We start from the raw sequence: 21,675 nt of genomic DNA on the forward strand, positions 1-21,675 counted from the left end.
AGAATAGCCAGACTGTTTCGCAATCCGGCCAACCTGCGATCTCCGCCATGAAGCACCACCGTCTCGATCTGCTCGACCCGTTGATGGCCAAGGACGCCGACCTGTTCCCCCGCGCCGTGGTGGCCGTGGGCGCCACCAGCACGTCGGATACCTGGGAACATGCCCAGCACGCCCATCGCAAGGGCCAGTTGATGTACACCCTGCGCGGGGTCATCCACTGTGAAATCGAAGCGGGGATCTGGATCGTGCCGCCCCAGTGCGCACTGTGGATTCCCGGCGGTACGCCCCATGCGGCGCGTGGCTCTGGCGAGGCCGAGGTGTATTGCCTGTTGATCGACCCCGACGCCGCCCACGCCCTGCCGCCGCAATGCTGCACCCTGGCCGTGTCCGGGTTGCTGCATGAGCTGATCAGCAAGGCCGTCAGCTTCCCGCAACTCTATGACGAGGCCGGCGCCCAAGGCCGCTTGATCAACACCTTGCTGGATGAACTGGCCGCCGCCCCGGTCGAAGCCCTGCACCTGCCGATGCCCCAGGACGCACGCTTGCGCCGCCTGGCCAACAGCCTGCTGGCCGACCCGACCGACAAAGCCACCCTCGGCCAGTGGGCGGTGCGCATCGGTATGAGCGAGCGCAGCATGACGCGCCTGTTGCTGGAGGAACTGGGCCTGAGTTTCGGCCGCTGGCGCCGGCAGTTGCATGTGATCCTGTCCCTGCAACGACTGGCCAAGGGTGAAAGTGTGCAACGGGTGGCCCTGGACCTGGGTTATGAAAACGCCAGCGGCTTCATCACCATGTTCCGCAAGGCGGTGGGCCAGCCGCCCGCGCGTTACCTGGCTGACCGTGCCGGTGTCTCAAGTGCGACCACCCAGGCCATTGCGCTGAAAGACGCCCACTGACTACCAGTTTTCGCCCAACCCCAGCAGGCCCAGTATCTGCCGCCGCAGGTCCACCAGGTAAGGATCGTCCCGGTGCCGTGGATACGGCCTATCGATGCTCAACTGTGCCTGGATCTTCGCCGGGCGGTCGCTGAACACAATCACCCGGTTGGCCAGCAGCAAGGCTTCTTCCACATCGTGGGTCACCAGCAGGGCCGTGTAGCCCTGGCGCTGCCACAGGTCGATCAGCTCTTTTTGCATGGTGATGCGGGTCAGGGAGTCGAGTTTGCCCAGGGGTTCGTCGAGGATCAGCAACCGCGGCTGGTTGACCAGGGCACGGGCCAACGCCACCCGCTGGGCCATGCCGCCGGACAATTGCCGGGGATAGGCGCGGGCGAACGGGCCAAGGCCGACCTTATGCAGGGCCTCATCGACCCTGGCCGAATGAGTCTTGAGCAGGCCTTGGGCTTCGAGGCCGAGGGCGACGTTGTCCCACACGCGGCGCCATGGGTACAGGGTGGGGTCCTGGAACACCACCACACGGCTCGGGTCCGGGCCGGTGATGGGTTCGCCATCGGCCAACAGCCGTCCGGAGTCCGCCGGCTCCAGCCCCGCCACCAGGCGCAGCAAGGTGGACTTGCCGCAACCCGAAGGCCCGAGCAATGCCACAAATTCTCCCGGCGCCACGTCCAGGGACACCCGCTCCAACACCGGCAAATGCCGGCCGTCCAGCGCAAAACCATGGCTGAGGTTTTCTATGCGCAGCGCCAATCCTTCCGAAGCCGATACCGCGTGTGCCGGTGCTACCATTTCATCGCTCCTTTCTGCCAGGCCAACAACCGATCACGCACCAGGAACAACCCGGTGATCAACCCCGAACAGGCCAGCGCCATGATCAGCAGTGCGGCGTACATGTTCGCGTAGGCCGCCCAGCCCTGGGCCCATTGCAGGTACCAGCCGATGCCGGATTTGACCCCCATCATTTCCGCCACCACCAAGGTTGAGAATGAGGCGCCCAGGCCCATGAACAGGCCGACGAAGACGTGAGGCAACGCGGCGGGAATCGCCACCTTGAAAATCAGAAAACCCGGCCGGGCGCCGAGGGTGCGCGCCACGTCGTAATAGGCTTTATCGACGCTGGCCACGCCGGACCAGGTGAGCACCGTGACCGGAAACCAGGTGGCCAGGGCGATCAAAAACACACTCGCACTCCAACTGCTCGGAAACAGGAAAAAACACAGCGGCAACAACGCCGTCGACGGCACCGGGCCGAGGATGCGCAGCACCGGGTGCAGCCAGTAGCCGATACGCGTGGACCAACCAATGGCAACACCGGCGACAAACCCGGTGGCGGCGCCCAGCGCCACCCCCGAGCCCAGCAGCAGCGCCGAATGCAGCAGGCTGTCGGCCAGGCGTGCGTAGTCTTCGATGTACACCGCGAGCAAGGCTTGGGGCGGCGCGAAGAATGGCACCGGCAACAGCGCAAGCTTGGCGGTGAGCAATTCCCAGAGTCCCAAAAGCACCGGCAAGGCGATCAGCCAGGGCGCGGCCGTGCGTAAGCGCAGCGCGAGTGTCGACAGCCTGCGCCCCAGCAGGCTCAGCACGATGAACAACGCTGCCACGCCTAAGCAGAGGTTGGCCAGGCCCTGGGTCATCGGCCAATTGCGCACCGCGTTGGGCCAGTAGCTGATCAGCAGCGCGACGGCCACCCAGGCCGTCACCACCGCCGCGCCTTGCCACCCGAGCTTGAGCGCCACAGGCGGGTTGAGGATGGTTGCGTCAGTTGAAGACATCGGCGGTGATCTCCCTGGCAAACGCGATCGGGTCGGTGCCTTTGCTGATCACTTCCACGGTTTTCAGGTCGGTGACGTAGGTGGTGATCTCCTGGGTCAGCGCTGCGCCGACCGCGTGGTGGCCGTGGGTGTGGTCGTGGAGGATCGCCTGGACTTCTTCGGTGGAGGTGTTCAGTGCGTAGGCCTGGAAGCCTTTGGCGACTTCCTCCGGGTGCTGCACGGAATAGTCATGGGCCTCAAGGATCGCCTGGGTCAGCGCCGCGACCACGCGCTTGTCTTCACGCACCAATTTGCCGGTGACGCCGACCACGCAGCAACTGAGGTTGGCGTATTCCTCCACCAGGTTGGTGGACAACTCCCGCGCCACGCCGGACTTGATCAGGCGGTACATGAACGGGTCACTGCCGCTCACTGCCTGCACTTCGCCACGCTCCAGCGCCGTGCCGAGCAGGTCGGCCGGGTACAGGCGCCACTCCACATCGCGCACCGGGTCGACGCCGTGTTTTTTCAGCAGGATCGAAAAGAAGTTGCGGTCCGGGCTGGCCATGTCGGTCACGCCGATGGCCTTGCCCTTGAGGTCTTCCAGTTTGCTCACACCGCCGTTGGCGGCACTGAGCAACCGCAGGCAACCGCCATGGGTGCCGGCGGTGAGCTTCACGTCAAAGCCCTGCTCCAGGGCCTTGAGCCAGCGCAACGCCATGCCCACGCCTGCGTCGGCCTTGCCGGTGGCGATGGCTTCCAGCAAGACCTCGGTGGAGTTGCCGAAGTTGACCAACTCCACGTCCAGGTTGTGCTTGCTGAAGAAACCCTGCCCATGGGCGATTACCACCGGCGCCAGGCACACCGCGTTGAGGTTCACCGCCAGCTTGAGTTTACGCGGCGCGTCGAGGCGGATGAACTCACCGGTGCCGGCGGGCTCCTGGGCGATGTTGTGGCCGGCATGTGCGTCGGCGGCAAAGCCCAGGCGCGGCAGCGACAGGCTCGCCAGGGTCAGGCCGGCCAGGCCCAGGAGGCGGCGACGGGTCAGGTGATCAAAAGCAGCCATGCGAAGTATCCCTATTGAATGGGTCAGCCCGCTCCAGAGAAAGGCCGAAAGCGACAAAAATTCCATTTTGATTATATTAACGACTGACTTTTATGAAAGAACCATATAATTCTATGGTTATGCCTGATGGGCAGGAAGCGTATGAAAGCGCCCTAAGCTCAGATCGAAAGAGTATTTATCGAATGGTTTTCAGATCATTAAGCTTGGATCTATTTCGCTGAAGATCGAGCCCACCATGTCCCTTCGTCGTCCCCTCGCCGCTGTATTAGGATTGCTGGCCCTTTCCGTTGCCGTCAGTGCGCACGCCCAGGAAACCGTGCGCATCGGTTACCAGAAATCCTCCACGCTGATCACCCTGCTGAAGACCCAGGGCACCCTGGAGAAAGCCCTCAGGGCCGACAACATCGAGGTGAGCTGGCATGAGTTCCCCAGCGGCCTGCCGCTGCTGGAAGCGCTGAACGTCGGCAATGTGGACATCAGCGCCGACGTGGCCGACACCGTGCCGATCTTCGCCCAGGCCGCCCAGGCCAAACTCACCTACTTCGCCCAGGAAGCGCCCTCGCCTTCGGCCCAGGCCATCGTGGTGCGCAAGGACTCGCCGATCCAACAATTGGCAGACTTGAAGGGCAAGAAGATCGCGGTAACCAAGGCCGCCGGCACTCACTATCTGTTGATTGCCGCGCTGGCCAAGGCCGGCCTGGCGTTCTCGGATATCGAGCCGGCTTACCTGTCGCCGGCCGATGGCCGCGCGGCGTTCGAGAACAACAAGGTGGACGCCTGGGTCACCTGGGAACCCTTCCTCACCAGCGTGCAGCGCCAACTGCCGACGCGCACCCTGGCGGACGGTGCCGGGCTGGCCAGCTACAAGCGCTATTACCTGACCGGCACGCCGTACGCCAAGGCGCACCCGCAGGTATTGAAGGTGGTGTACGCGCAGCTGGAAAACGCCGGCCACTGGGTAAAAACCAACCCGCAGGACGCGGCAAAAGTGCTCGGCCCGCTGTGGGGCAACCTGGATGCAGCCACGGTGGAAGCGGCGAATGCGCACCGCAGTTATCAGGTGCAGCCGGTGACGATTGAGCAGTTGGGTGAGCAGCAGAAGATTGCCGATGCGTTCTTCAAGGCGGGGTTGTTGCCCAAGGCGGTGGATGCCAAGGATGTGCAGACCTGGCGGCCTTGAAGGCGGGTGTGATCTCAATGTGGGAGGGGCGGTGCGACGATTCGACAAGCCCGCTCACCACAACAGCCCGCGGCAAGCCCTCCCACATTTGGTTTGCATATGCGGTTAGAGGAGTGTGCGGGCTAGAGCCTTTTTCCACTCTGAGTAACGCTCCGCCATCGCCGGATCCTCCTGCGGCTCAAAGCGCTCGCGCTGGCGTTCCAACTGCCCCAGCGCCGCATCACTCGCCCACACCCCCAACGCCCGTCCCGCCAGGTGCGCTGCGCCCAATGCCGAGACTTCCGGCGACAGGCTGCGCACCACCGGGCGTTGCAGCAGGTTGGCGAGGAACTGCATCAGCCAGCGGTTGCGCGTGGCGCCGCCATCCACCCACAGTTCCTTGAGCGGGCTGCCGATGTCTTGCTGCATGGCCTCGAACACATCGCGAATCTGATAGCCGATGGATTCCAGCGCCGCGCGCAGGATATGCGCGCCGGACGTGGCTTCGCTCAACCCGCAGATGAGTCCACGGGCGTCGGCCTTCCAGTGCGGTGCGCCGAGGCCGGACAGCGCCGGGACAAAATACACGCCGCCGTTGTCCGGCAATTGCGCGGCCTGTTCGGTCAGCGCATCCAGGGATTCTCCCGCCACCAGCTTCGACGCCCACTGCACGGCAGCGCCGGTATGGACGATATTGCCTTCCATGCCGAAAGTAGGTTGGCTGCCATCGTGCCAGGCCAGGGTGGTCGACAGGCCATGGGTGGAGGCAATCGGCCCGCCCATGGGCGTCATCAAGGACGAACCGGTGCCGAGGGTGGCCTTGACCAGCCCCGGCGCAAAACCGCCCTGCCCGTACAGAGCCGCATGGGAATCGCCGATCATCGACATCACCGGGATACCGGCGGGCAAGCCGCCCACCGCGACCGTTTCGGCGAAGAACCCGGCGCTCGGCTGGATCGGTGCCAGGGCCGCAGCAGGAATGCCGAACAACGCCAACAGCTCAGGATCCCAGGCACAGGTGTGCAGGTTGAACAGTTGGGTACGTGCGGCGTTGGAATAGTCGGTGGCGAACACCTGGCCGCCGCTGAGTTGCCACAACAGCCAGCTGTCGACCGTGCCCAGGCAGATCTCCCCGGCAGCGGCGCGGGCGTGGCCATCCTCAAGGTGATCGAGAATCCAGCGAAATTTGCCCGCCGAGAACATCGGGTCCAACGCCAGCCCGGTCCTTTCCAGGATCAGCGCTTCATGGCCCTGCTCATGCAGGTGCGTGCACAACGCCGTAGAGCGTCGGCACTGCCAACTGATGCACGGCGACAATGGCTCACCGGTATGCCTATCCCAAGCCACCACCGATTCACGCTGGTTGCTGATGGCCAACGCAGTGATCGGACGATCCACCTGGGCCAGGCATTCTTCAATCGCCGCCAACGTGTTTTGCCAGATCAGCAGCGGGTCCTGCTCGGAAAACCCAGCCTGGGGATGGCGGATGCTCAAGGGCCGCGAACCGCGCGCAATCACCTGGCCAAGTTCGTTGACCAGCACCGCCTTGGCGTTGCTGGTGCCTTCATCTATCGCCAGGATCAGCGGGGTGTTGTTATTCATGGGGTTCACCGCAACCGAGTGGCAGCCGCCACGATCCCAGCCGCGTCGATGTTATGCAAGGCGCGGGTCGGTTCGCGGGCACCGGCGGCGGCGTACTCGCCATCGCCGATACCCAGGCGGACCAGGGCAATGCCCAACCCGGCTTCGGCCAGCACTTCGGCGACCAGGCTGCCGACGCCGCCGTTGATATTGTGTTCTTCCACACTGATGACCGAGCGGGTGCCGCTCAAGGCGCTGAGCAATACATCACGCTGCAAGGGCCGGATCGACGACAGGTTGATCACCTGGGCCTGGATGCCCTGCTCCGCCAGCAATGCCGCCGCCTCCACCGCTTCATGCACCACCGAGCCCAGGGCCACGATGCTCACATCGGCGCCCTGGCGCAGGATATCCACCCGACCGGGCACAAACTGATAGTCGGCGCCGTGCACGTCGGGCAAGGCTTTGCCGTCGAGGCGGATATACACCGGGCCGTGGTAGCGCAGCGCGTAATCGATGATCTGCCGGCACTCGACGGCATCGGCGGGGGCGAAGATCTGCACATTGCCAAACCCGCGCATCACCGAAATATCGTCGAGGCTGTGGTGGGTGCTGGCGAGCGGGCCATAACTGGTGCCGGCATTCAGGCCGAACATCTTCACGTTGGCCTGGTTGTAGCAAACGTCCACCTTGATCTGCTCATTGGCCCGCGAGATCAGGAACGGCGCCGCGTTGCAGGTGGCGGCGATCTTGCCGCCCAGGGCCAGGCCCGCCGCGACGCTGACCAGGGATTGCTCGGCAATGCCCACATTGATCAGCCGCTCGGGAAAGCGCTGGGCAAACGGGCCGATCTTGGCCGTGGAGGTGGAGTCGCTGACCACCGGCACTACGTCCAGCCCGGCATCCACGGCAGCGATAAACGCTTCCACCATGACGCTCGCCAAATGTTCACTCGCCATGGTTCAACTCCTCCAGTGCTGCGTTGATTTCATCACCCTTGGGCACGCGGTGGTGCCATTCGGGGCGGGCTTCGATAAACGACACGCCCTTGCCTTTGATGGTGTGGGCGATCAGCACCTGGGGCGCGCCGGTCTTGGTCTGCATGCTTTCCAGGGCTTCGATCAATTGGCCGACATCGTTACCGTCGCACTCGCTGACGCGGAAGCCAAAGGCCGCCCATTTCACGTCCAGTGGGTCCAGCGGCATGATCTCGGCGGTCAAACCGGCAAGCTGCAGCTTGTTCTTGTCGACGATCACAAACAGGTTATCCAGGCCGTACTTGGCCGCTGCCATCGCCGCTTCCCAGTTGGAGCCTTCGGCCAGTTCGCCGTCACCGGTGAGCACGTAGATGCGCTTGTTGCTGCCGGACATCTTCGCCGCCAGGGCCAGCCCGACCGCCACCGGCAAACCGTGGCCGAGGGCGCCGGTGTTCAGTTCGATGCCGGGGGTTTTCTGGCGTACCGGGTGGCCGGGCAGGTGCGAGTTGAAGTGCTGGTAGGTGGGCAGCCACTCGGTGGGGATGTAGCCCGCCTGCGCCAGGCAGCAATACAAGCCGCCGACGCCGTGGCCCTTGCTCTGGATATAAATATCGCGCTCGGGGTCTTCGGTGCGTTCCGGGCCGGTGTTGAGGATGCGGAAATACAGGGTGGCGAGGATGTCGGTCTCGGAAAGATCCGCCCCGGTGTGCCCGCCCGCCGGGGAGTCGGCATTCAAGCGGATCACATGGCGACGGATCAGGCGGGCCTGTTCCTTGATCTGGTGGGCGTCGTACTGGAAGGCATTCATGCAGCGGCTCCTTTGAGGCTGACCACGCGGGGTGAAAGTGTCCAAGGCTGTCTTTGAATATTTATTCAGCAGTGACAATATATTTCTATTTAGACGCCGATCCTCCAGCAGGTCAAGTGAGCGAACCGCTGAAAAACCAAATAAAACCCGGAAATATCCCTCGGACAAACGGCCAAAATCCCACGCCGGCTCATCTAGCCCGTGGCTTTGCGCCGGGCAAAAACACCGGATCAGAGGCATGCAAGAAAAATTAAGCGCTTGACTTTGACACAGTGTCACTGGAATCTGAATTAACAGTCAGGCACGCATAAATATTCAAGACGCCTGAAGCACTCCAAAAAAAATAACTCAGGAGAACACTGTGGACGCCAAAGCTACTGTCCAGCACCCGGCCGAACTCAAGCCGCCACCCCGCCCACGTATCGTCAAACTGCTGCCCAGTAATATCGGCGGCCCGTTGATCGGGCTGGTGCTGCTGGTGCTGGTCTTCTCCTTCAGTTCCGAATTCTTCTTCTCGTTGCGCAATGGCCTGAACATCCTCGATCAGGTCACGGTGCTGGGCATCCTGGCGATCGGCATGACGGCGGTGATCGTGATCGGCGGCATCGACCTGTCGGTCGGCTCGGTGCTGGCCTTCTCGATGATGATGCTCGGCTGGCTGTATCAGGATCAGGCGGTGCCCCTGGGCTTTGCGATTCCGATCTCGATTGCCAGCGGCATGCTCGCCGGGCTGGTCTCAGGCGGGTTGATCACCTACGCCAAGCTGCCACCCTTTATTGCCACGCTGACCATGATGTCGGTGGCCCGTGGCCTGGCGAATATCCTTACCGAAGGCCGGCAGATCGTCGGCTACCCGGACTGGTTCACCAGCCTGGCGACGGTGCGCCACTTTGGTTTCCTCTCGGCCACCGTGGGCCTGTTCCTGGTGATGCTGGTGGTGGCCTGGGTGTTCCTGCGCTTTCGTGCCGGTGGCCGCAACCTCTACGCCATGGGCGGCAGCCCCGAAGTGGCGCGGTTGTCGGGCATCAAGGTGCGGGCGATTACCTTGTGGGTGTACGCCATCAGCGGGGCGCTGGCCGGCATCGCCGCGGTGACCCTGGCCGCGCGCCTGGACTCCTCGCAACCGAGTGCCGGGCTGAGCCTGGAGCTGGACGCCATCGCCGCCGTGGTGATTGGCGGCGCCAGCCTCAGTGGCGGCGTCGGCAGCATCGGCGGCACCCTGGTGGGCGTACTGATCATTGGCGTATTGCGCAATGGCCTCAACCTGCTCGGCGTCTCGCCCTTTATTCAACAAGTGGTGATCGGCGTGGTCATCGCCCTCGCCGTCACCATCGACACCCTGCGACGCCGCTCCAGCACTGCCCGTTAAACCTGTTCGACAGTTGACACCCTCCAACAATAAAACCAGGAGTCACCGACATGTTCAGCCCCAAGAAATTGCTGTTGGCCACCGCTCTCGCCGCCGCCACCCTCACCGCTGCCGGCACCACCTGGGCCAAGGATTTGACCATCGGCCTGGCCGTGGCCAACCTGCAGGCCGACTTCTTCAACCAGATCAAGCAATCGGTGGAAGCCGAGGGCAAAGCCAAGGGGGTCAAGGTGATCACCGTGGACGCCCAGGGCAACTCCTCCACCCAGGTCAGCCAGATCGAAGACCTGATCACCCGCCAGATCGACGTGCTGATCTACATCCCGGCCGGCGCCACTGCTGCCGGTGTGCCGGTGAAAGCCGCCAAGGCTGCGGGCATCCCGGTGATCGCCGTGGACCGCAACGCCCCCGACGCACCGGGCGACACCTTTATCGCCAGCGACAGCGTGGCCGGCGCCAAGACCCTGGCCGAGTACGTGGGCAAGATCACCGAGGGCAAGGGCCGCATCGCGATCCTGCAAGGCCAGATCGGTACCACCCCCGAGAATGATCGCGCCAAGGGTTTTGAGGAGGGCCTGAAAGCCTTCCCGGACCTCAAGGTCGTCGCCCAGCAACCGGCCGAATGGGCCCAGGACAAAGGCTTCGCGGTAGCCCAGGACCTGCTCCAGCGTGACCCGAACATCACCGTGTTCTTCGGCCGCGCCGATGCCATGGCCTTGGGCGCTGCCCAGGCGGTGAAAGTCGGCAACCTCGATCACAAGGTGGTCGTGGTCGGTTTCGACGGCGACGTGGCCGGGCTCAAGGCCGTGCAAAGCGGTGTGCTGAACGCGACCATGACCCAGCAGACGCAGAAAATGGGGCGCCTGGCCGTGGCCTCGGCCATCGACCTCAAAGCCGGCAAGACCCTGCCCAAGGAGCAACTGTTGCCCACCGTGCTGACCACTAAAGAAAACGTCGCGCCGTTCCTGCAACAGCACCCGTAAGCCTTGGAGGTCGTCATGCAAGCAGCAGCCGTGGACACCGCTCGATCCGACGCGGTGCTGTGCCTGCGCAATATCAGCAAGGCCTACGGGCCGGTGCAGGTGTTGTCGCAGGTCAACGTGGACATTCGCCCCGGTGAAGTACTGGCCCTGCTCGGTGAGAACGGCGCGGGCAAGTCGACCTTGTCGTCGATCATCGCCGGGCTGGTGCAACCGGAGGCCGGGGGCAGCATGACCTGGCTCGGCGCGCCCTACGCACCCGCTTCACCGGGGGCCGCGCTGGGCGCCGGGATCGGCCTGATCCACCAGGAAATCCGCCTGCTGCCGCAACTGTCGATCGCCGAGAACATCTTCGTCGGCCGCCTGCCCATGCGCCGTGGGCGGGTGGACCGCGAGTACATGGAGGCCCAGGCGCAGATCCAACTCGAACGCCTGGGCCTCAAGGTGCCGGCCTCGCGCAAGGTCGAAGGCCTGAGCGTGGCGGCCCAGCAACTGGTGGAAATCGCCAAGGCGCTGACGCTGAAGGCCAGCCTGTTGATCCTCGATGAACCCACCGCTGCATTGGGTGGCGAAGAAACCGAGCTGCTGTTCAAGCAGGTGGAACGGCTGAAGGCCGAGGGTGTGTCGTTTATCTATATCAGCCACCGCCTGGAAGAAATCGCACGCATCGCCGACCGCGTGCTGGTGCTGCGCGACGGTCGCCAGATCGCCCTGCATGCTACGGCCCAGGTGCCGGTGCGGGAGTTGGTGGAGCAGATGGTCGGGCGCAGCCTGGAGCGGATCTTCCCTGCGTTGCAGGCGCCCCAGGAGCAGGTGATGTTGCAGGTCAAGGATTTGACCTGCCGTGAGTTTGCCTTGCACGGCATCGACTTCAGCGTGCGTGCCGGCGAGGTATTCGGCATTGCCGGGGTGGTCGGCGCCGGGCGAACCGAACTGGTGCGCACCATTGCCGGTGCGGCCCAGGATATTCGGGGCCATATGGTACTGGATGGCGAGGTCCGCCAGTTGCGCTCGCCCTTCGAGGCGATCCAGGCCGGCGTGGTGCTGGTGCCCGAAGACCGCAAGCAGCAAGGCGTGGTGGTGGAGCATCGCATCGAAGACAACCTGATTTATGGCAACACCGACCTGCTGGATAAACGCGGTTGGGTATTCCCTGCCCCACTGCGCGAATTCGCGCGCACGGCGGCGGCGCGACTGGGGGTGAAAGGTGCGCCGCAGTCGCGGATTTCCAGCCTGTCCGGCGGTAACCAGCAGAAGGTGATCATTGCCAAGTGGCTGGCGCGCAACCCCAAGGTGTTCATCCTCGATGAGCCCACACGCGGCATCGACGTGGGTGCGCGGGCGGCGATTTATGAAGTGATCGCGGACCTGGCGGCCAAGGGCATGGCGGTGATTGTGGTCAGTTCCGACCTGGATGAAGTGCTGGGCTTGTCCCACCGGGTGATGGTGATGAGCCGGGGACGGCAGATGGGGATTCTGCAGCGCGGTGAGGCCACGCCGGTGTCGGTGATGGAAATGGCCACCGCATAACCAAAGACCTGCATAGATCCAAGCCCTCTCCCACAGAGGTTCACTGTGATTTCAAATAACGGAGTTAGTCATGCAGCTTTTTAGTCTTCAAGGCCAAGTGGCCTTTGTCACCGGCGCCGGCAGCGGCATTGGCCAGGCTATCGCCGTCGGGCTCGCCGAAGCCGGCGCGGATGTGGCCTGCTTTGATCTTCCGGGCAGCCCCGGCATTGCCAGCACGGTAGAACGCATCCAGGCCCTGGGCCGGCGCGCCCTGGCCTTGAGTGGCACGGTCACCGAACGAGCCGCCCTGGATGCAGCGGTCGCGCGAACCGAACACGAGCTTGGCCCACTCAGCGTGGCCGTCAACTGCGCCGGCATCGCCAATGCCCAGGCCGCCGAAGACCTGGAGCTGCAACGCTGGCAAACCACCCTGGACATCAACCTCACCGGCATCTTCCTCAGTTGCCAGGCCCAGGCCGCAGTGATGTTGCCGCGTGGCAAAGGCGCCATCGTCAATATCGCCTCCATGTCCGGCAGCATCGTCAACCGCGGGCTGTTGCAGGCGCACTACAACACCTCCAAGGCCGGGGTAATCCACCTGAGCAAAAGCCTGGCGATGGAATGGGCCGACAAAGGCCTGCGCGTCAACTGCATCAGCCCCGGCTACACCGCCACGCCGATGAACTCTCGCCCGGAAGTCGCCGACCAGGTGAAGATCTTTGAACAGACCACGCCCATGGGCCGCATGGCCAGCGTGGACGAAATGGTCGGCCCGGCGATTTTCCTGGTCAGCCAGGCCTCGTCTTTCTGCACCGGTGTCGACCTGCTGGTCGATGGTGGTTTTGTCTGCTGGTAAGGAGTTTTGTCATGTCGCAACGTTTCAGCGGTAAAACCATCGTGATCACCGGCGCCTGCCGTGGCATTGGTGCCGGCATTGCCGAGCGCTTCGCCCAGGAAGGCGCCAACCTGGTGCTGGCCTCCAACGACCTGGAGCGCGTGACATTCACCGCCGACCAACTGGCCCGGGAATACAAGGTCGATACCCTGGCCCTGGGCATCGACGTGACCCGCGAAGAAGATATCGAAACCCTCTACCGCGAGGGTCACGCACGCTTCGGCAGCATCGACGTATCAGTACAGAACGCCGGCATCATCACCATCGACCACTACGACAAGATGCCCCGCGCCGACTTCGACAAGGTGCTGCAGGTCAACACCACCGGCGTGTGGCTGGGTTGCCGGGAAGCGGCCAAGTACATGGTCAAGCAAGGCAGCGGGCGCCTGATCAACACCTCGTCCGGCCAGGGCCGCCAGGGGTTTATCTACACGCCGCACTACGCTGCGAGCAAAATGGGCGTAATCGGCATCACCCAGAGCCTGGCACTGGAACTGGCGCGGCATAACATCACGGTCAACGCGTTCTGCCCCGGCATCATCGAAAGCGAGATGTGGGACTACAACGACCGCGTGTGGGGCGAGATCCTCAGCACCGACGAAAAACGCTACGGCAAGGGGGAATTGATGGCCGAATGGGTCAGGAACATCCCCCTGCGCCGGGCCGGCAAGCCCTCGGATGTCGCCGGCCTGGTGGCGTTCCTGGCCTCGGATGACGCGGCCTACCTGACCGGCCAGGCGATCAATATCGACGGCGGCCTGATCATGTCGTAAGGGTTTGGTATCCTCACCCGCATTGATGTCATCACTGAGGCCTTCATGAGCCAGATCGAAGAACAGCGCCTGATCACCAAGATCGCGAGCCTCTATTACGAAGACGGGCTCAAGCAGTCCGAGATTTCCGCACAGCTGGACCTGTCCCAATCCTTTATCAGCCGCGCCCTGCGCCGGGCGCTGCAGGAAGGCGTGGTGAAGATCAGCGTGATGCGCCTGCAAGGCCTGCACCTGGAGCTGGAAAACCAATTGCAACGCCGCTACGACGTGCGCCAGGTGATCGTGGTGGAAGCCACAGAGCCCGGCAACGATGAAAGCATCAAGCAAGCCATCGGCTCGGCGGCTGCCCACTACCTGGAGACCAGCCTGTCGCCCCAGGACCATATCGGCATTTCGTCGTGGAGCAGCACCATTCGCGCCATGGTCGGCCACCTGCATGCCCAGCCGGGCAAACAAGGCGCCCAGGAAGTGGTACAACTGTTGGGCGGTGTCGGCAACAAAGGCGCGTTTGAAGCTACCTTGCTCACCCAACGCCTGGCCACCCTGCTCAACTGCCCGGCGTTCCTGCTGCCGTCGCAAAGCATCGAGCAATCAGTGGAGAGCAAGCAGCGCATCGTGCAGATGGAAGAGGTCAAGGAAGTGCTGCAACGCTTTGACAGCATCACCCTGGCGATCGTCGGCATCGGCGACCTGGAACCCTCGCAGTTGCTGCGCAACAGTGGCAACTACTACACCGAGGACATGCTGCGCCTGCTGGCCGAGCGCGGTGCCGTCGGCGATATCTGCCTGCGTTACTTCGATGCCCAGGGCAAGCCGGTGCTGGAGGAAGATGAAGAATTCGTGGTCTCGGTGGCGCTGCCCAAGTTGCGCAGTATCCACCGCGTGCTCGGCCTGGCCGGCGGGCTGAACAAGGTCCAGGCCATTCGTGGCGCGCTCAAGGGCGGCTACCTGGACATCCTGATCACCGACCTGGACACCGCACAGGCCCTCAACCAATAACCTTTTTTGGAGATTGCCGCTCATGACGTCCAAGCTCGAACAACTCAAGCAATTCACCACCGTGGTCTGCGACACCGGCGACCTGGAAGCCATCAGCCGCCTGCGCCCGGTGGACGCCACCACCAACCCGTCGCTGCTGCTCAAGGCCGCCGCGATCCCGGAATACGCCGAGCTGCTGCGCAATGCCTTCAACCTGGCCAAGGGCGACGTCGGCCTGGCCTGCGACCACTTCGCGGTGTCAGTGGGGGCCGGCATTTTGAAGGTCATTCCTGGGCGTATCTCCACCGAAGTCGACGCGCGCCTGTCCTTCGATGAAGACGCGCTGTGGGCCAAGGCCAACCAGTTGATCGCCCTGTACGACCAGGCCGGTATCAGCCGCGACCGCGTGCTGATCAAGCTCGCCTCCACCTGGGAAGGCATCCGTACGGCCGAACGCCTGGAAAAAGCCGGCATCCAGACCAACCTCACCCTGCTGTTCTCGTTCGCCCAGGCCCAGGCCTGCGCCGATGCCGGGGTGTTCCTGATCTCACCGTTCGTGGGCCGCATCTACGACTGGTACCGCAAGAACACCGGCCTGGACTACTCCGGCGCTGATGACCCGGGTGTGCAATCGGTGACGCGCATCTACAACTACTACAAAGCCAACCAGATCAACACCGTGGTGATGGGCGCAAGCTTCCGCACCCTCAGCCAGATCGAACAGCTGGCGGGGTGCGATCGCCTGACCATCAGCCCGGAGCTGCTGCAGAAGCTCGACGAAGACCAGGGCACGCTGGCGCGCAAATTGGTGCCGGTGACCGAAGGTGAAGCACGCCAGCCAATGAACGAAGCGCAGTTCCGCTGGGCGTCGAACGAAGATGCGATGGCCACTGAGAAACTCGCGGAAGGAATTCGACAGTTTGCACGGGACCAGGAAAAACTCGAGGCGGTGTTGTCGGCGCTATGAACCCCGTCCAGCCGCTCGGCCAGTCGCGCACCTTGGTGTTCCTGGCCTACCCGCAAATGGGCCTGCTCGACCTGACCGGTGCCCAGACCGTGTTCTGGGCTGCAACCAAGGCCATGGTCGAGCGTGGCCTGCCAGGCTATGTGGTGCACACCGCCAGCCTGGCGGGCGGCTTGATGCCAACGGCCGAAGGATTGAGCGTCGACACCCTGCCATTGGCGCAATTTGACCCCGCCGCCCTGGACACCTTGATCGTACCCGGCGCCCCCGCCATTCAACAGGCGCTGGCCGCCAACACCGACCTGGTGGACTGGCTGCGTCACGCCTCCACTCGGGCCCGGCGCACGGCCTCGGTGTGCAGCGGTACCTTCCTGCTGGCCCAGGCCGGCTTGCTCCAGGGCCGACGTGCTGCCACGCACTGGGCAATGTGCGACATGCTCAAGCGCGGGTTTCCCAGCATCGATGTGGACATGGACGCGATCTTTGTCCAGCAAGGCAATGTGTGGACGTCAGCAGGCGTGAGTGCCGGCATCGACCTTGCGCTGGCGTTGGTAGAGGCCGATTGCGGGCGTCACGTCGCCCTGCAAGTGGCCCGGGAACTGGTGGTGTTTCTCAAAAGGCCCGGCGGCCAGGCCCAGTTCAGCCAACTGCTGCAAGCCCAGACCGACGACACTGCCGGTTTCGACGCCTTGCACCTGTGGATCGCCGACAACCTCAGCGACCGCGAGCTTACGGTGGAGCGCCTGGCGGAACAAAGCCGCATGAGCCCGCGCAACTTCGCCCGGGTCTACAAGCAAAAAACCGGGCGCACCCCGGCCAAGGCCATCGAGTTGTTTCGCGTGGAGGCGGCGCGGCGCCTGCTGGAAGACTCCCAGCGCAACATCGACCAGGTGGCGCACCTGTGTGGCTTTGGCGATGAAGAACGCATGCGCTACACCTTCCATCGCCACCTTGCGATTTCCCCTCGCGACTACCGCGCGCGCTTTTCCCGCTGACGGCAGGCCGCTTGGCAGTTATTCAGGGTTTTCTGTCCTACCCGCCAAACCGCGGCGCTCTTAGAGTAGGCCGGTAACGCATTGCGCCTTGAGCAATCGTATCGACCTGGTCCCTGGAGCATCCCCATGAAGCAGCACATCCTTATCATCGGCGCCGGGTTCGGCGGTGTCTGGAGCGCCTTGAGCGCCGCGCGCCTGCTGGATAAACATGATCGCCATGACGTGCAGATCAGCGTCCTGGCCCCACAGCCGGCGCTACGTATTCGCCCACGTTTCTACGAGGCCGACGTGCATGCCATGCAGGCACCGCTGGGCCCCTTGTTTGCGGCAGTCGGCGTGGACTTCATCGAGGGCGCCGCCGACCGCATCGATGAACACGGCAAGCAGGTGACCTACCGCAACACGGCAGGCATCCCCACCACCGTCAAGTACGACCGCCTGGTGCTGGCCGCCGGCAGTCGTCTCAATCGCCCGCAGATGGAAGGCCTCCAGCACGTGTTCGATGTAGACCAGATCGAAGACGCCACGCGCCTCGAAGCCCATATCAAGGGTTTGAAAAACCTGCCCGACAGCCCGGCACGCAACACCGTGGTGGTGGCCGGCGGCGGGTTTACCGGGATCGAGACCGCCACCGAAATGCCGGCACGCCTGCGCGCAGCACTGGGTGACGACGCCACTATCCGTGTGATCGTGGTGGACCGTGGCCCGCAGATCGGGGCATCCATGGGCGATGGCATTCGCCCGTCCATCGTCGAAGCCAGCCAACACCTGGGCCTCGAATGGCGATTGAACACCTCCGTGGCCGCGGTGGATGCCGGCGGCGTGACCCTGGCCGATGGGCAGCGCATCGAGTCCAGCACCGTGATCTGGACCATCGGCTTTCGCGCCAACCCGCTGACCGAACAGTTCAGCGGCAGCCATGACCCCCAGGGCCGCCTGCATGTGGACGGCAACCTCAAGGTGAAGGGCCAGGCCGATGTCTTTGCCGCCGGTGATGTGGCCTACGCCGCCACCGACGACCTCGGTCACTTCGCCGGCATGTCCTGCCAGCACGCCATCGCCCTGGGCCGCTACGCCGGCAACAACGTCGCCGCCGACCTGATCGGTGTGGCCCCGATGACCTACAGCCAGCCCAAATACGTCACCTGCCTCGACCTCGGGGCCTGGGGCGCGGTGTACACCGAAGGCTGGGATCGTCAACTCAAGCTGGTGGGCCAGGAAGCCAAGGAGCTCAAGCAGCAGATCAACACGGTGTGGATCTACCCGCCAGCCGCTGAACGGGCCACCGCCCTGGCGGCGGCTGACCCGCTGATTCCGGTGGCCTGACCCCGACGTCAGCCCTGTGGCGCATTCACCGTCAGGCCACGCGCCACCCAGGCCCCCAGCACCCCACCCACTATCGGCGCCAGCCAGAACAACCACAGCTGCGCAATGTACTCACCGCCGGCAAACAACGCCGGCCCGGTACTGCGCGCAGGGTTGACCGAGGTGTTGGTCACCGGGATCAGGATCAGGTGAATCAGGGTCAGTGCCAGGCCGATGGCAATCGGCGCAAAGCCGGCGGCCGCGCCTGGTGCGGTGACGCGCATGATGATCAGCACAAAGAAGAACGTGGCGATGACTTCGGCCAGCAACGCCGCCTTCATATCGAACAGGCCCGGACTCAGTGCGCCGTAGCCGTTGGCGGCAAAGCCACCCATGTCGAAACCGGGCTGGCCGTTGGCAATCACGTACAGCGCCGCAGCCGCAGCCAGCGCGCCAATGACCTGCGCCGCGATGTAGGGCAGCACATCACCACCGCACAGGCGGCGCCCCACCCACAGGCCGATGGTCACGGCCGGATTGAAATGCCCCCCGGAGATGCCACCCACGGCATAGGCCATGGTCAGCACGGTGAGCCCGAATGCCAGGGAAACCCCTGCGAAACCGATGCCCAACCCAGGAAATGCGGCCGCCAGAATGGCACTGCCACATCCCCCGAAGGTCAGCCAGAAGGTACCCAGAAACTCTGCGGTCAAACGTTTTTGCACAGTCGACTCCATTGCTGTTCAAGCGCCGTCACCACAGGCTGTGGGCGGTCCTGGGCGACGGTAGCAATGGGCATCGAGGGGCCCTGTAAGACTTGTCTGGTTCTATTTAATCTGCGGCGCTTCGCACGTCAGTCCTGCACAACTCCGGTCCCAAACTTGCGAATCGCCAGGCAATACCCGATCAACGCCAGCGCCGCCAGCAACCCGCCCGCCACGCCGACCCAGGCGAAGCCGAAGTGGCTGCCGACCCAACTGCCCATCAGGGCGCCACCGCCGATGCCGATGTTGTAGATACCTGAGAACATCGCCATGGCCACGTCGGTGGCGTCCGGGGCCAGCACCAGTACCTTGGACTGCATGGCGAGGCCGAAGCCCATGATCGCCATGCCCCAGAACACGCTGAGGATCACCAGGTACGACTCGGCGCCGCTCAACGGCAGCATCAGCGCCAGGCACGCGGCCAGGATAAACACCGCGCCGACCACGAACAGGTGGGGGTTGAAGCGGTGCACCAGGCTGAACAGCAGCGAGCCGATGATGCCCGCGCCGCCGAACACCAGCAGGATCAGGGTCACCGCGCTGCCGCTCATGCCGGCCACGCCTTCGACGAAAGGTTCGATGTAGCTGTAGGCGGTGAATTGCGCGGTCACGGTCATCGCCGTGAGCACATACAACGCCACCAGCGCCGGACGCTTGAACAGCAGTGGCAGGCTGCGCAGGGAGCCGGAGTTCTGGCTCGGCAGCAAGGGCAAGGTGCGCGCCAGCCAGAACACCAGGGCGGCGGCGAACGCGCCGATCACCAGGAACGTGGTGCGCCAGCCCATGGCTTCGCCGAGCAGACGCCCCAGGGGAATACCCAGCACCATCGCCAGGGACGTACCGGTGGCGAGCAGGCCGAGGGCTTGCACCTGTTTGCCTTCCGGCGCCAGGCGTACCGCCAGGGACGCGGTGATCGACCAGAACAGCGCATGGGACAGGGCAATGCCGACGCGACTGACCATCAACAGGCCGAAACTGGTGGCCACGCTGGAGAGGATATGGCTGGCGATAAACAGGCAGAACAGCACGATCAGCAGCTTGCGTCGCTCAACGTTGCGGGTCAGCAGCATCACCGGCAGCGAGGTCAGGGACACGATCCAGGCATAGATGGTGAGCATCAGGCCGACGCTGGACACGGGCATATCGAAGCTGGCGCCAATAGCGCTGAGCAGCCCGACGGGGACGAATTCAGTGGTATTGAACACAAACGCGGCCAGCGCCAGGGCGATGACCGGTTGCCAGTTGGCTTGGGGGGTTGCGGCTGAAATGCTCATTGAAGGGCGAGGTACTCTGGCGATGATCAAGCGGCCACCCAGGACAAGCGCCGCCGCCTGGCATTCTATAGGTTTATCGGCCGTCTGTTGACGTTCATCCCCCTCAAAATACCCTCAGTTTTGTCACGGTGCCGTCATGGTGACCACGTAGTTGCCTGACTGGATCGGCTTGCCGAGGCTGTCCACCAACAGGTACGTCTGGTCGTAATAACGCCCGCTGCCGCTGTCCGCCACCAGCCGCAGACTGGCCCCGTTGACGCTGGCGACCGGCGCCATACTGCGGACATCGAACCGATTGCCACGGCTGGCGCTCGGGCAACCTGTCACGTCCATCCGGGCACCGCTGTGCGCATTTGTCGCACACAAGGGTTCGACAATGCTGCCCGTGAAACTGATGGTGCCTTGACCCGCCGGCTGGACCGCGCCGCAGGTGCTTGCCCAAAGGCAAAGGAGACAGGTAGCTGCCGAAAAACCGTTGATACGCATGCTGATACTCCTTCCTGGGCTATTAGGAAGTAAGTCGTCAGCAAAGGCACTAACTTGAGGTTATTCGTCTTAGCGCAACAAACGGTTAAGGATCCACCTGCGCCATCAACTCCGGAATGCTCTCCGGCCGCTTGGCATAACGCTGCGCCAACGCCGCACAGACCATCAACTGGATCTGGTGAAACAGCATCAAGGGCAAAATCAGCACGCCCATGCTCGCCCCGGCGAACAGCACCTGGGCCATCGGCACACCCGTGGCCAGGCTCTTCTTCGAGCCGCAGAACAGGATGGTGATGCGATCTTCCTGATTAAAGCCAAAGGCCTTGCCCAACAGAGTGGATGCCACCAGCACCAAGGCCAGCAACACGCAGCAGGCCACCACCAGGCCGCCCAGCTCCCACAGCGGGATCTGGTGCCAGATGCCTTCGTTGACCGCTTCGCTGAACGCGCCGTACACCACCAGCAGGATCGAACCCTGGTCGACGAACTTCAGCCAGGCTTTATTGCGCCCCACCCACGCGCCGATCCAGCGGCGGGCGATCTGCCCGGCGATAAACGGCAGCAGCAGTTGCACGCTGATTTTCAGGATCGCATCGACAGTGGAGCTGCCTTCGCCGTGCACATTGAGCAACAACGTCACCAGCAATGGCGTGAGGAAGATGCCGAACAGGCTGGAGGCCGCCGCGCTGCAGATCGCCGCCGGGATGTTGCCCCGCGCCAGGGAGGTAAAGGCAATCGCCGACTGCACCGTGGCCGGCAAGGCGCAGAGGTAGAGCATGCCCATGTACAGGTCTTTGCCGATCAGCGGCGACAACACCGGTTTGAGCGCCAGGCCCAGCAGCGGGAACAGTACAAAAGTCAGGCTGAACACCAGCAGGTGCAGGCGCCAGTGGCCCGCGCCGGCGACGATGGCCTGGCGCGACAGCTTGGCGCCGTGCAGGAAAAACAGCAGCGCGATGGCCAGGTTGGTGACCCAGCCGAAGGCCACGGCAGTCTGGCCGCTGGCGGGCAGCAGGGAGGCGAGGATCACCGTGGCGATCAAGGTCAGGGTGAAGTTGTCGGGCAGAAAACGGGGGCGAGTCATAAGCGAATCTTCCGGGGGTTGCCAAGAGCGTCATGGCGACTCTAACGTAACGGCTTGTTAC

General features: G+C 63.7%; 21 protein-coding genes. 11 read left to right on the forward strand and 10 right to left on the reverse strand.

Annotated features, from left to right (window positions below):
• The first annotated feature begins 47 nt into the window (after window positions 1–47).
• On the forward strand, window positions 48–896 hold the full coding sequence (locus AC07OP_RS02720) for an AraC family transcriptional regulator (protein ID WP_495101667.1): 849 nt from the start codon (window positions 48–50) through the stop codon (window positions 894–896).
• On the opposite strand, the gene AC07OP_RS02725 is transcribed toward AC07OP_RS02720, so the two are convergent.
• From AC07OP_RS02725 to AC07OP_RS02735, 3 genes are read right to left on the reverse strand one after another with little or no spacing between them, the layout of a single operon-like run.
• On the reverse strand, window positions 897–1,685 hold the full coding sequence (locus tag AC07OP_RS02725) for an ABC transporter ATP-binding protein (RefSeq protein WP_495101668.1): 789 nt from the start codon (window positions 1,683–1,685) through the stop codon (window positions 897–899).
• The gene (locus tag AC07OP_RS02730) at window positions 1,679–2,668 is read right to left on the reverse strand and encodes an ABC transporter permease (RefSeq protein ID WP_495101669.1); all 990 of its coding nucleotides are present in this window, start codon (window positions 2,666–2,668) and stop codon (window positions 1,679–1,681) included. Before AC07OP_RS02730 ends, AC07OP_RS02725 begins: the two co-directional genes overlap by 7 nt.
• The gene (locus tag AC07OP_RS02735; RefSeq protein ID WP_495101670.1) at window positions 2,655–3,713 is read right to left on the reverse strand and encodes an ABC transporter substrate-binding protein; all 1,059 of its coding nucleotides are present in this window, start codon (window positions 3,711–3,713) and stop codon (window positions 2,655–2,657) included. Before AC07OP_RS02735 ends, AC07OP_RS02730 begins: the two co-directional genes overlap by 14 nt.
• Before the next feature lie 235 nt (window positions 3,714–3,948).
• Here AC07OP_RS02735 and AC07OP_RS02740 point away from each other — a divergent pair, with 235 nt between their 5' ends.
• Window positions 3,949–4,893 carry an aliphatic sulfonate ABC transporter substrate-binding protein gene (locus AC07OP_RS02740; protein ID WP_495101671.1) on the forward strand — a complete coding sequence of 315 codons (945 nt, stop codon included), beginning with the start codon at window positions 3,949–3,951 and terminating at the stop codon, window positions 4,891–4,893.
• A 105-nt stretch (window positions 4,894–4,998) separates the two neighbouring features.
• Here AC07OP_RS02740 and AC07OP_RS02745 read toward each other — a convergent pair whose 3' ends face one another.
• The 3 genes from AC07OP_RS02745 to AC07OP_RS02755 are packed head-to-tail and all read right to left on the reverse strand — an operon-like array spanning window position 4,999 to window position 8,238.
• Window positions 4,999–6,474 (reverse strand): FGGY family carbohydrate kinase, encoded by a 1,476-nt coding sequence (locus AC07OP_RS02745; RefSeq protein ID WP_495101672.1) that lies wholly within the window; start codon window positions 6,472–6,474, stop codon window positions 4,999–5,001.
• A gap of 5 nt (window positions 6,475–6,479) precedes the next feature.
• Window positions 6,480–7,412: a transketolase family protein gene (locus AC07OP_RS02750; RefSeq protein WP_495101673.1), complete on the reverse strand. Its 933-nt coding sequence runs from the start codon at window positions 7,410–7,412 to the stop codon at window positions 6,480–6,482.
• On the reverse strand, window positions 7,402–8,238 hold the full coding sequence (locus tag AC07OP_RS02755; protein ID WP_065941830.1) for a transketolase: 837 nt from the start codon (window positions 8,236–8,238) through the stop codon (window positions 7,402–7,404). Before AC07OP_RS02755 ends, AC07OP_RS02750 begins: the two co-directional genes overlap by 11 nt.
• A gap of 361 nt (window positions 8,239–8,599) precedes the next feature.
• Here AC07OP_RS02755 and AC07OP_RS02760 point away from each other — a divergent pair, with 361 nt between their 5' ends.
• The 9 genes from AC07OP_RS02760 to AC07OP_RS02800 all read left to right on the forward strand — a co-directional run bounded on the left by AC07OP_RS02760 (window position 8,600) and on the right by AC07OP_RS02800 (window position 18,027).
• Window positions 8,600–9,607 (forward strand): ABC transporter permease, encoded by a 1,008-nt coding sequence (locus tag AC07OP_RS02760; protein WP_122538716.1) that lies wholly within the window; start codon window positions 8,600–8,602, stop codon window positions 9,605–9,607.
• Window positions 9,608–9,657: 50 nt separating this feature from the next.
• Window positions 9,658–10,590 carry a sugar ABC transporter substrate-binding protein gene (locus AC07OP_RS02765; protein ID WP_065941828.1) on the forward strand — a complete coding sequence of 311 codons (933 nt, stop codon included), beginning with the start codon at window positions 9,658–9,660 and terminating at the stop codon, window positions 10,588–10,590.
• 15 nt (window positions 10,591–10,605) lie between these two features.
• Window positions 10,606–12,117: a sugar ABC transporter ATP-binding protein gene (locus tag AC07OP_RS02770; protein WP_495101674.1), complete on the forward strand. Its 1,512-nt coding sequence runs from the start codon at window positions 10,606–10,608 to the stop codon at window positions 12,115–12,117.
• Between the two features lie 55 nt (window positions 12,118–12,172).
• Window positions 12,173–12,952, forward strand: coding sequence for an SDR family oxidoreductase (locus AC07OP_RS02775; RefSeq protein ID WP_256221311.1), 780 nt, complete (start codon window positions 12,173–12,175; stop codon window positions 12,950–12,952).
• 11 nt (window positions 12,953–12,963) lie between these two features.
• Window positions 12,964–13,764 carry an SDR family oxidoreductase gene (locus AC07OP_RS02780; RefSeq protein WP_027607266.1) on the forward strand — a complete coding sequence of 267 codons (801 nt, stop codon included), beginning with the start codon at window positions 12,964–12,966 and terminating at the stop codon, window positions 13,762–13,764.
• Window positions 13,765–13,809: 45 nt separating this feature from the next.
• Complete coding sequence (locus AC07OP_RS02785) at window positions 13,810–14,763, forward strand: sugar-binding transcriptional regulator (protein ID WP_027607267.1); 954 nt, start codon at window positions 13,810–13,812, stop codon at window positions 14,761–14,763.
• A gap of 22 nt (window positions 14,764–14,785) precedes the next feature.
• Complete coding sequence (gene tal / locus AC07OP_RS02790; protein WP_495101675.1) at window positions 14,786–15,709, forward strand: transaldolase; 924 nt, start codon at window positions 14,786–14,788, stop codon at window positions 15,707–15,709.
• Window positions 15,706–16,701, forward strand: coding sequence for a GlxA family transcriptional regulator (locus tag AC07OP_RS02795; protein ID WP_065924575.1), 996 nt, complete (start codon window positions 15,706–15,708; stop codon window positions 16,699–16,701). The genes tal and AC07OP_RS02795 overlap by 4 nt, the downstream gene beginning before the upstream one ends.
• Before the next feature lie 126 nt (window positions 16,702–16,827).
• The gene (locus tag AC07OP_RS02800; protein ID WP_495101676.1) at window positions 16,828–18,027 is read left to right on the forward strand and encodes an NAD(P)/FAD-dependent oxidoreductase; all 1,200 of its coding nucleotides are present in this window, start codon (window positions 16,828–16,830) and stop codon (window positions 18,025–18,027) included.
• Window positions 18,028–18,035: 8 nt separating this feature from the next.
• Here AC07OP_RS02800 and aqpZ read toward each other — a convergent pair whose 3' ends face one another.
• From aqpZ to AC07OP_RS02820, 4 genes are all read right to left on the reverse strand, one after another.
• Window positions 18,036–18,731: an aquaporin Z gene (gene aqpZ / locus AC07OP_RS02805; protein ID WP_413771018.1), complete on the reverse strand. Its 696-nt coding sequence runs from the start codon at window positions 18,729–18,731 to the stop codon at window positions 18,036–18,038.
• Between the two features lie 128 nt (window positions 18,732–18,859).
• Entirely contained in the window at window positions 18,860–20,044 is a 1,185-nt protein-coding gene (locus tag AC07OP_RS02810; RefSeq protein ID WP_092488744.1) for a sugar transporter, read from the reverse strand.
• Between the two features lie 123 nt (window positions 20,045–20,167).
• The gene (locus AC07OP_RS02815; protein WP_495101677.1) at window positions 20,168–20,530 is read right to left on the reverse strand and encodes a type 1 fimbrial protein; all 363 of its coding nucleotides are present in this window, start codon (window positions 20,528–20,530) and stop codon (window positions 20,168–20,170) included.
• 85 nt (window positions 20,531–20,615) lie between these two features.
• On the reverse strand, window positions 20,616–21,614 hold the full coding sequence (locus AC07OP_RS02820; protein ID WP_027607273.1) for a bile acid:sodium symporter family protein: 999 nt from the start codon (window positions 21,612–21,614) through the stop codon (window positions 20,616–20,618).
• Window positions 21,615–21,675 lie beyond the last annotated feature (61 nt).

Source organism: Pseudomonas sp. GW821-FHT09D08 (assembly GCF_059416305.1).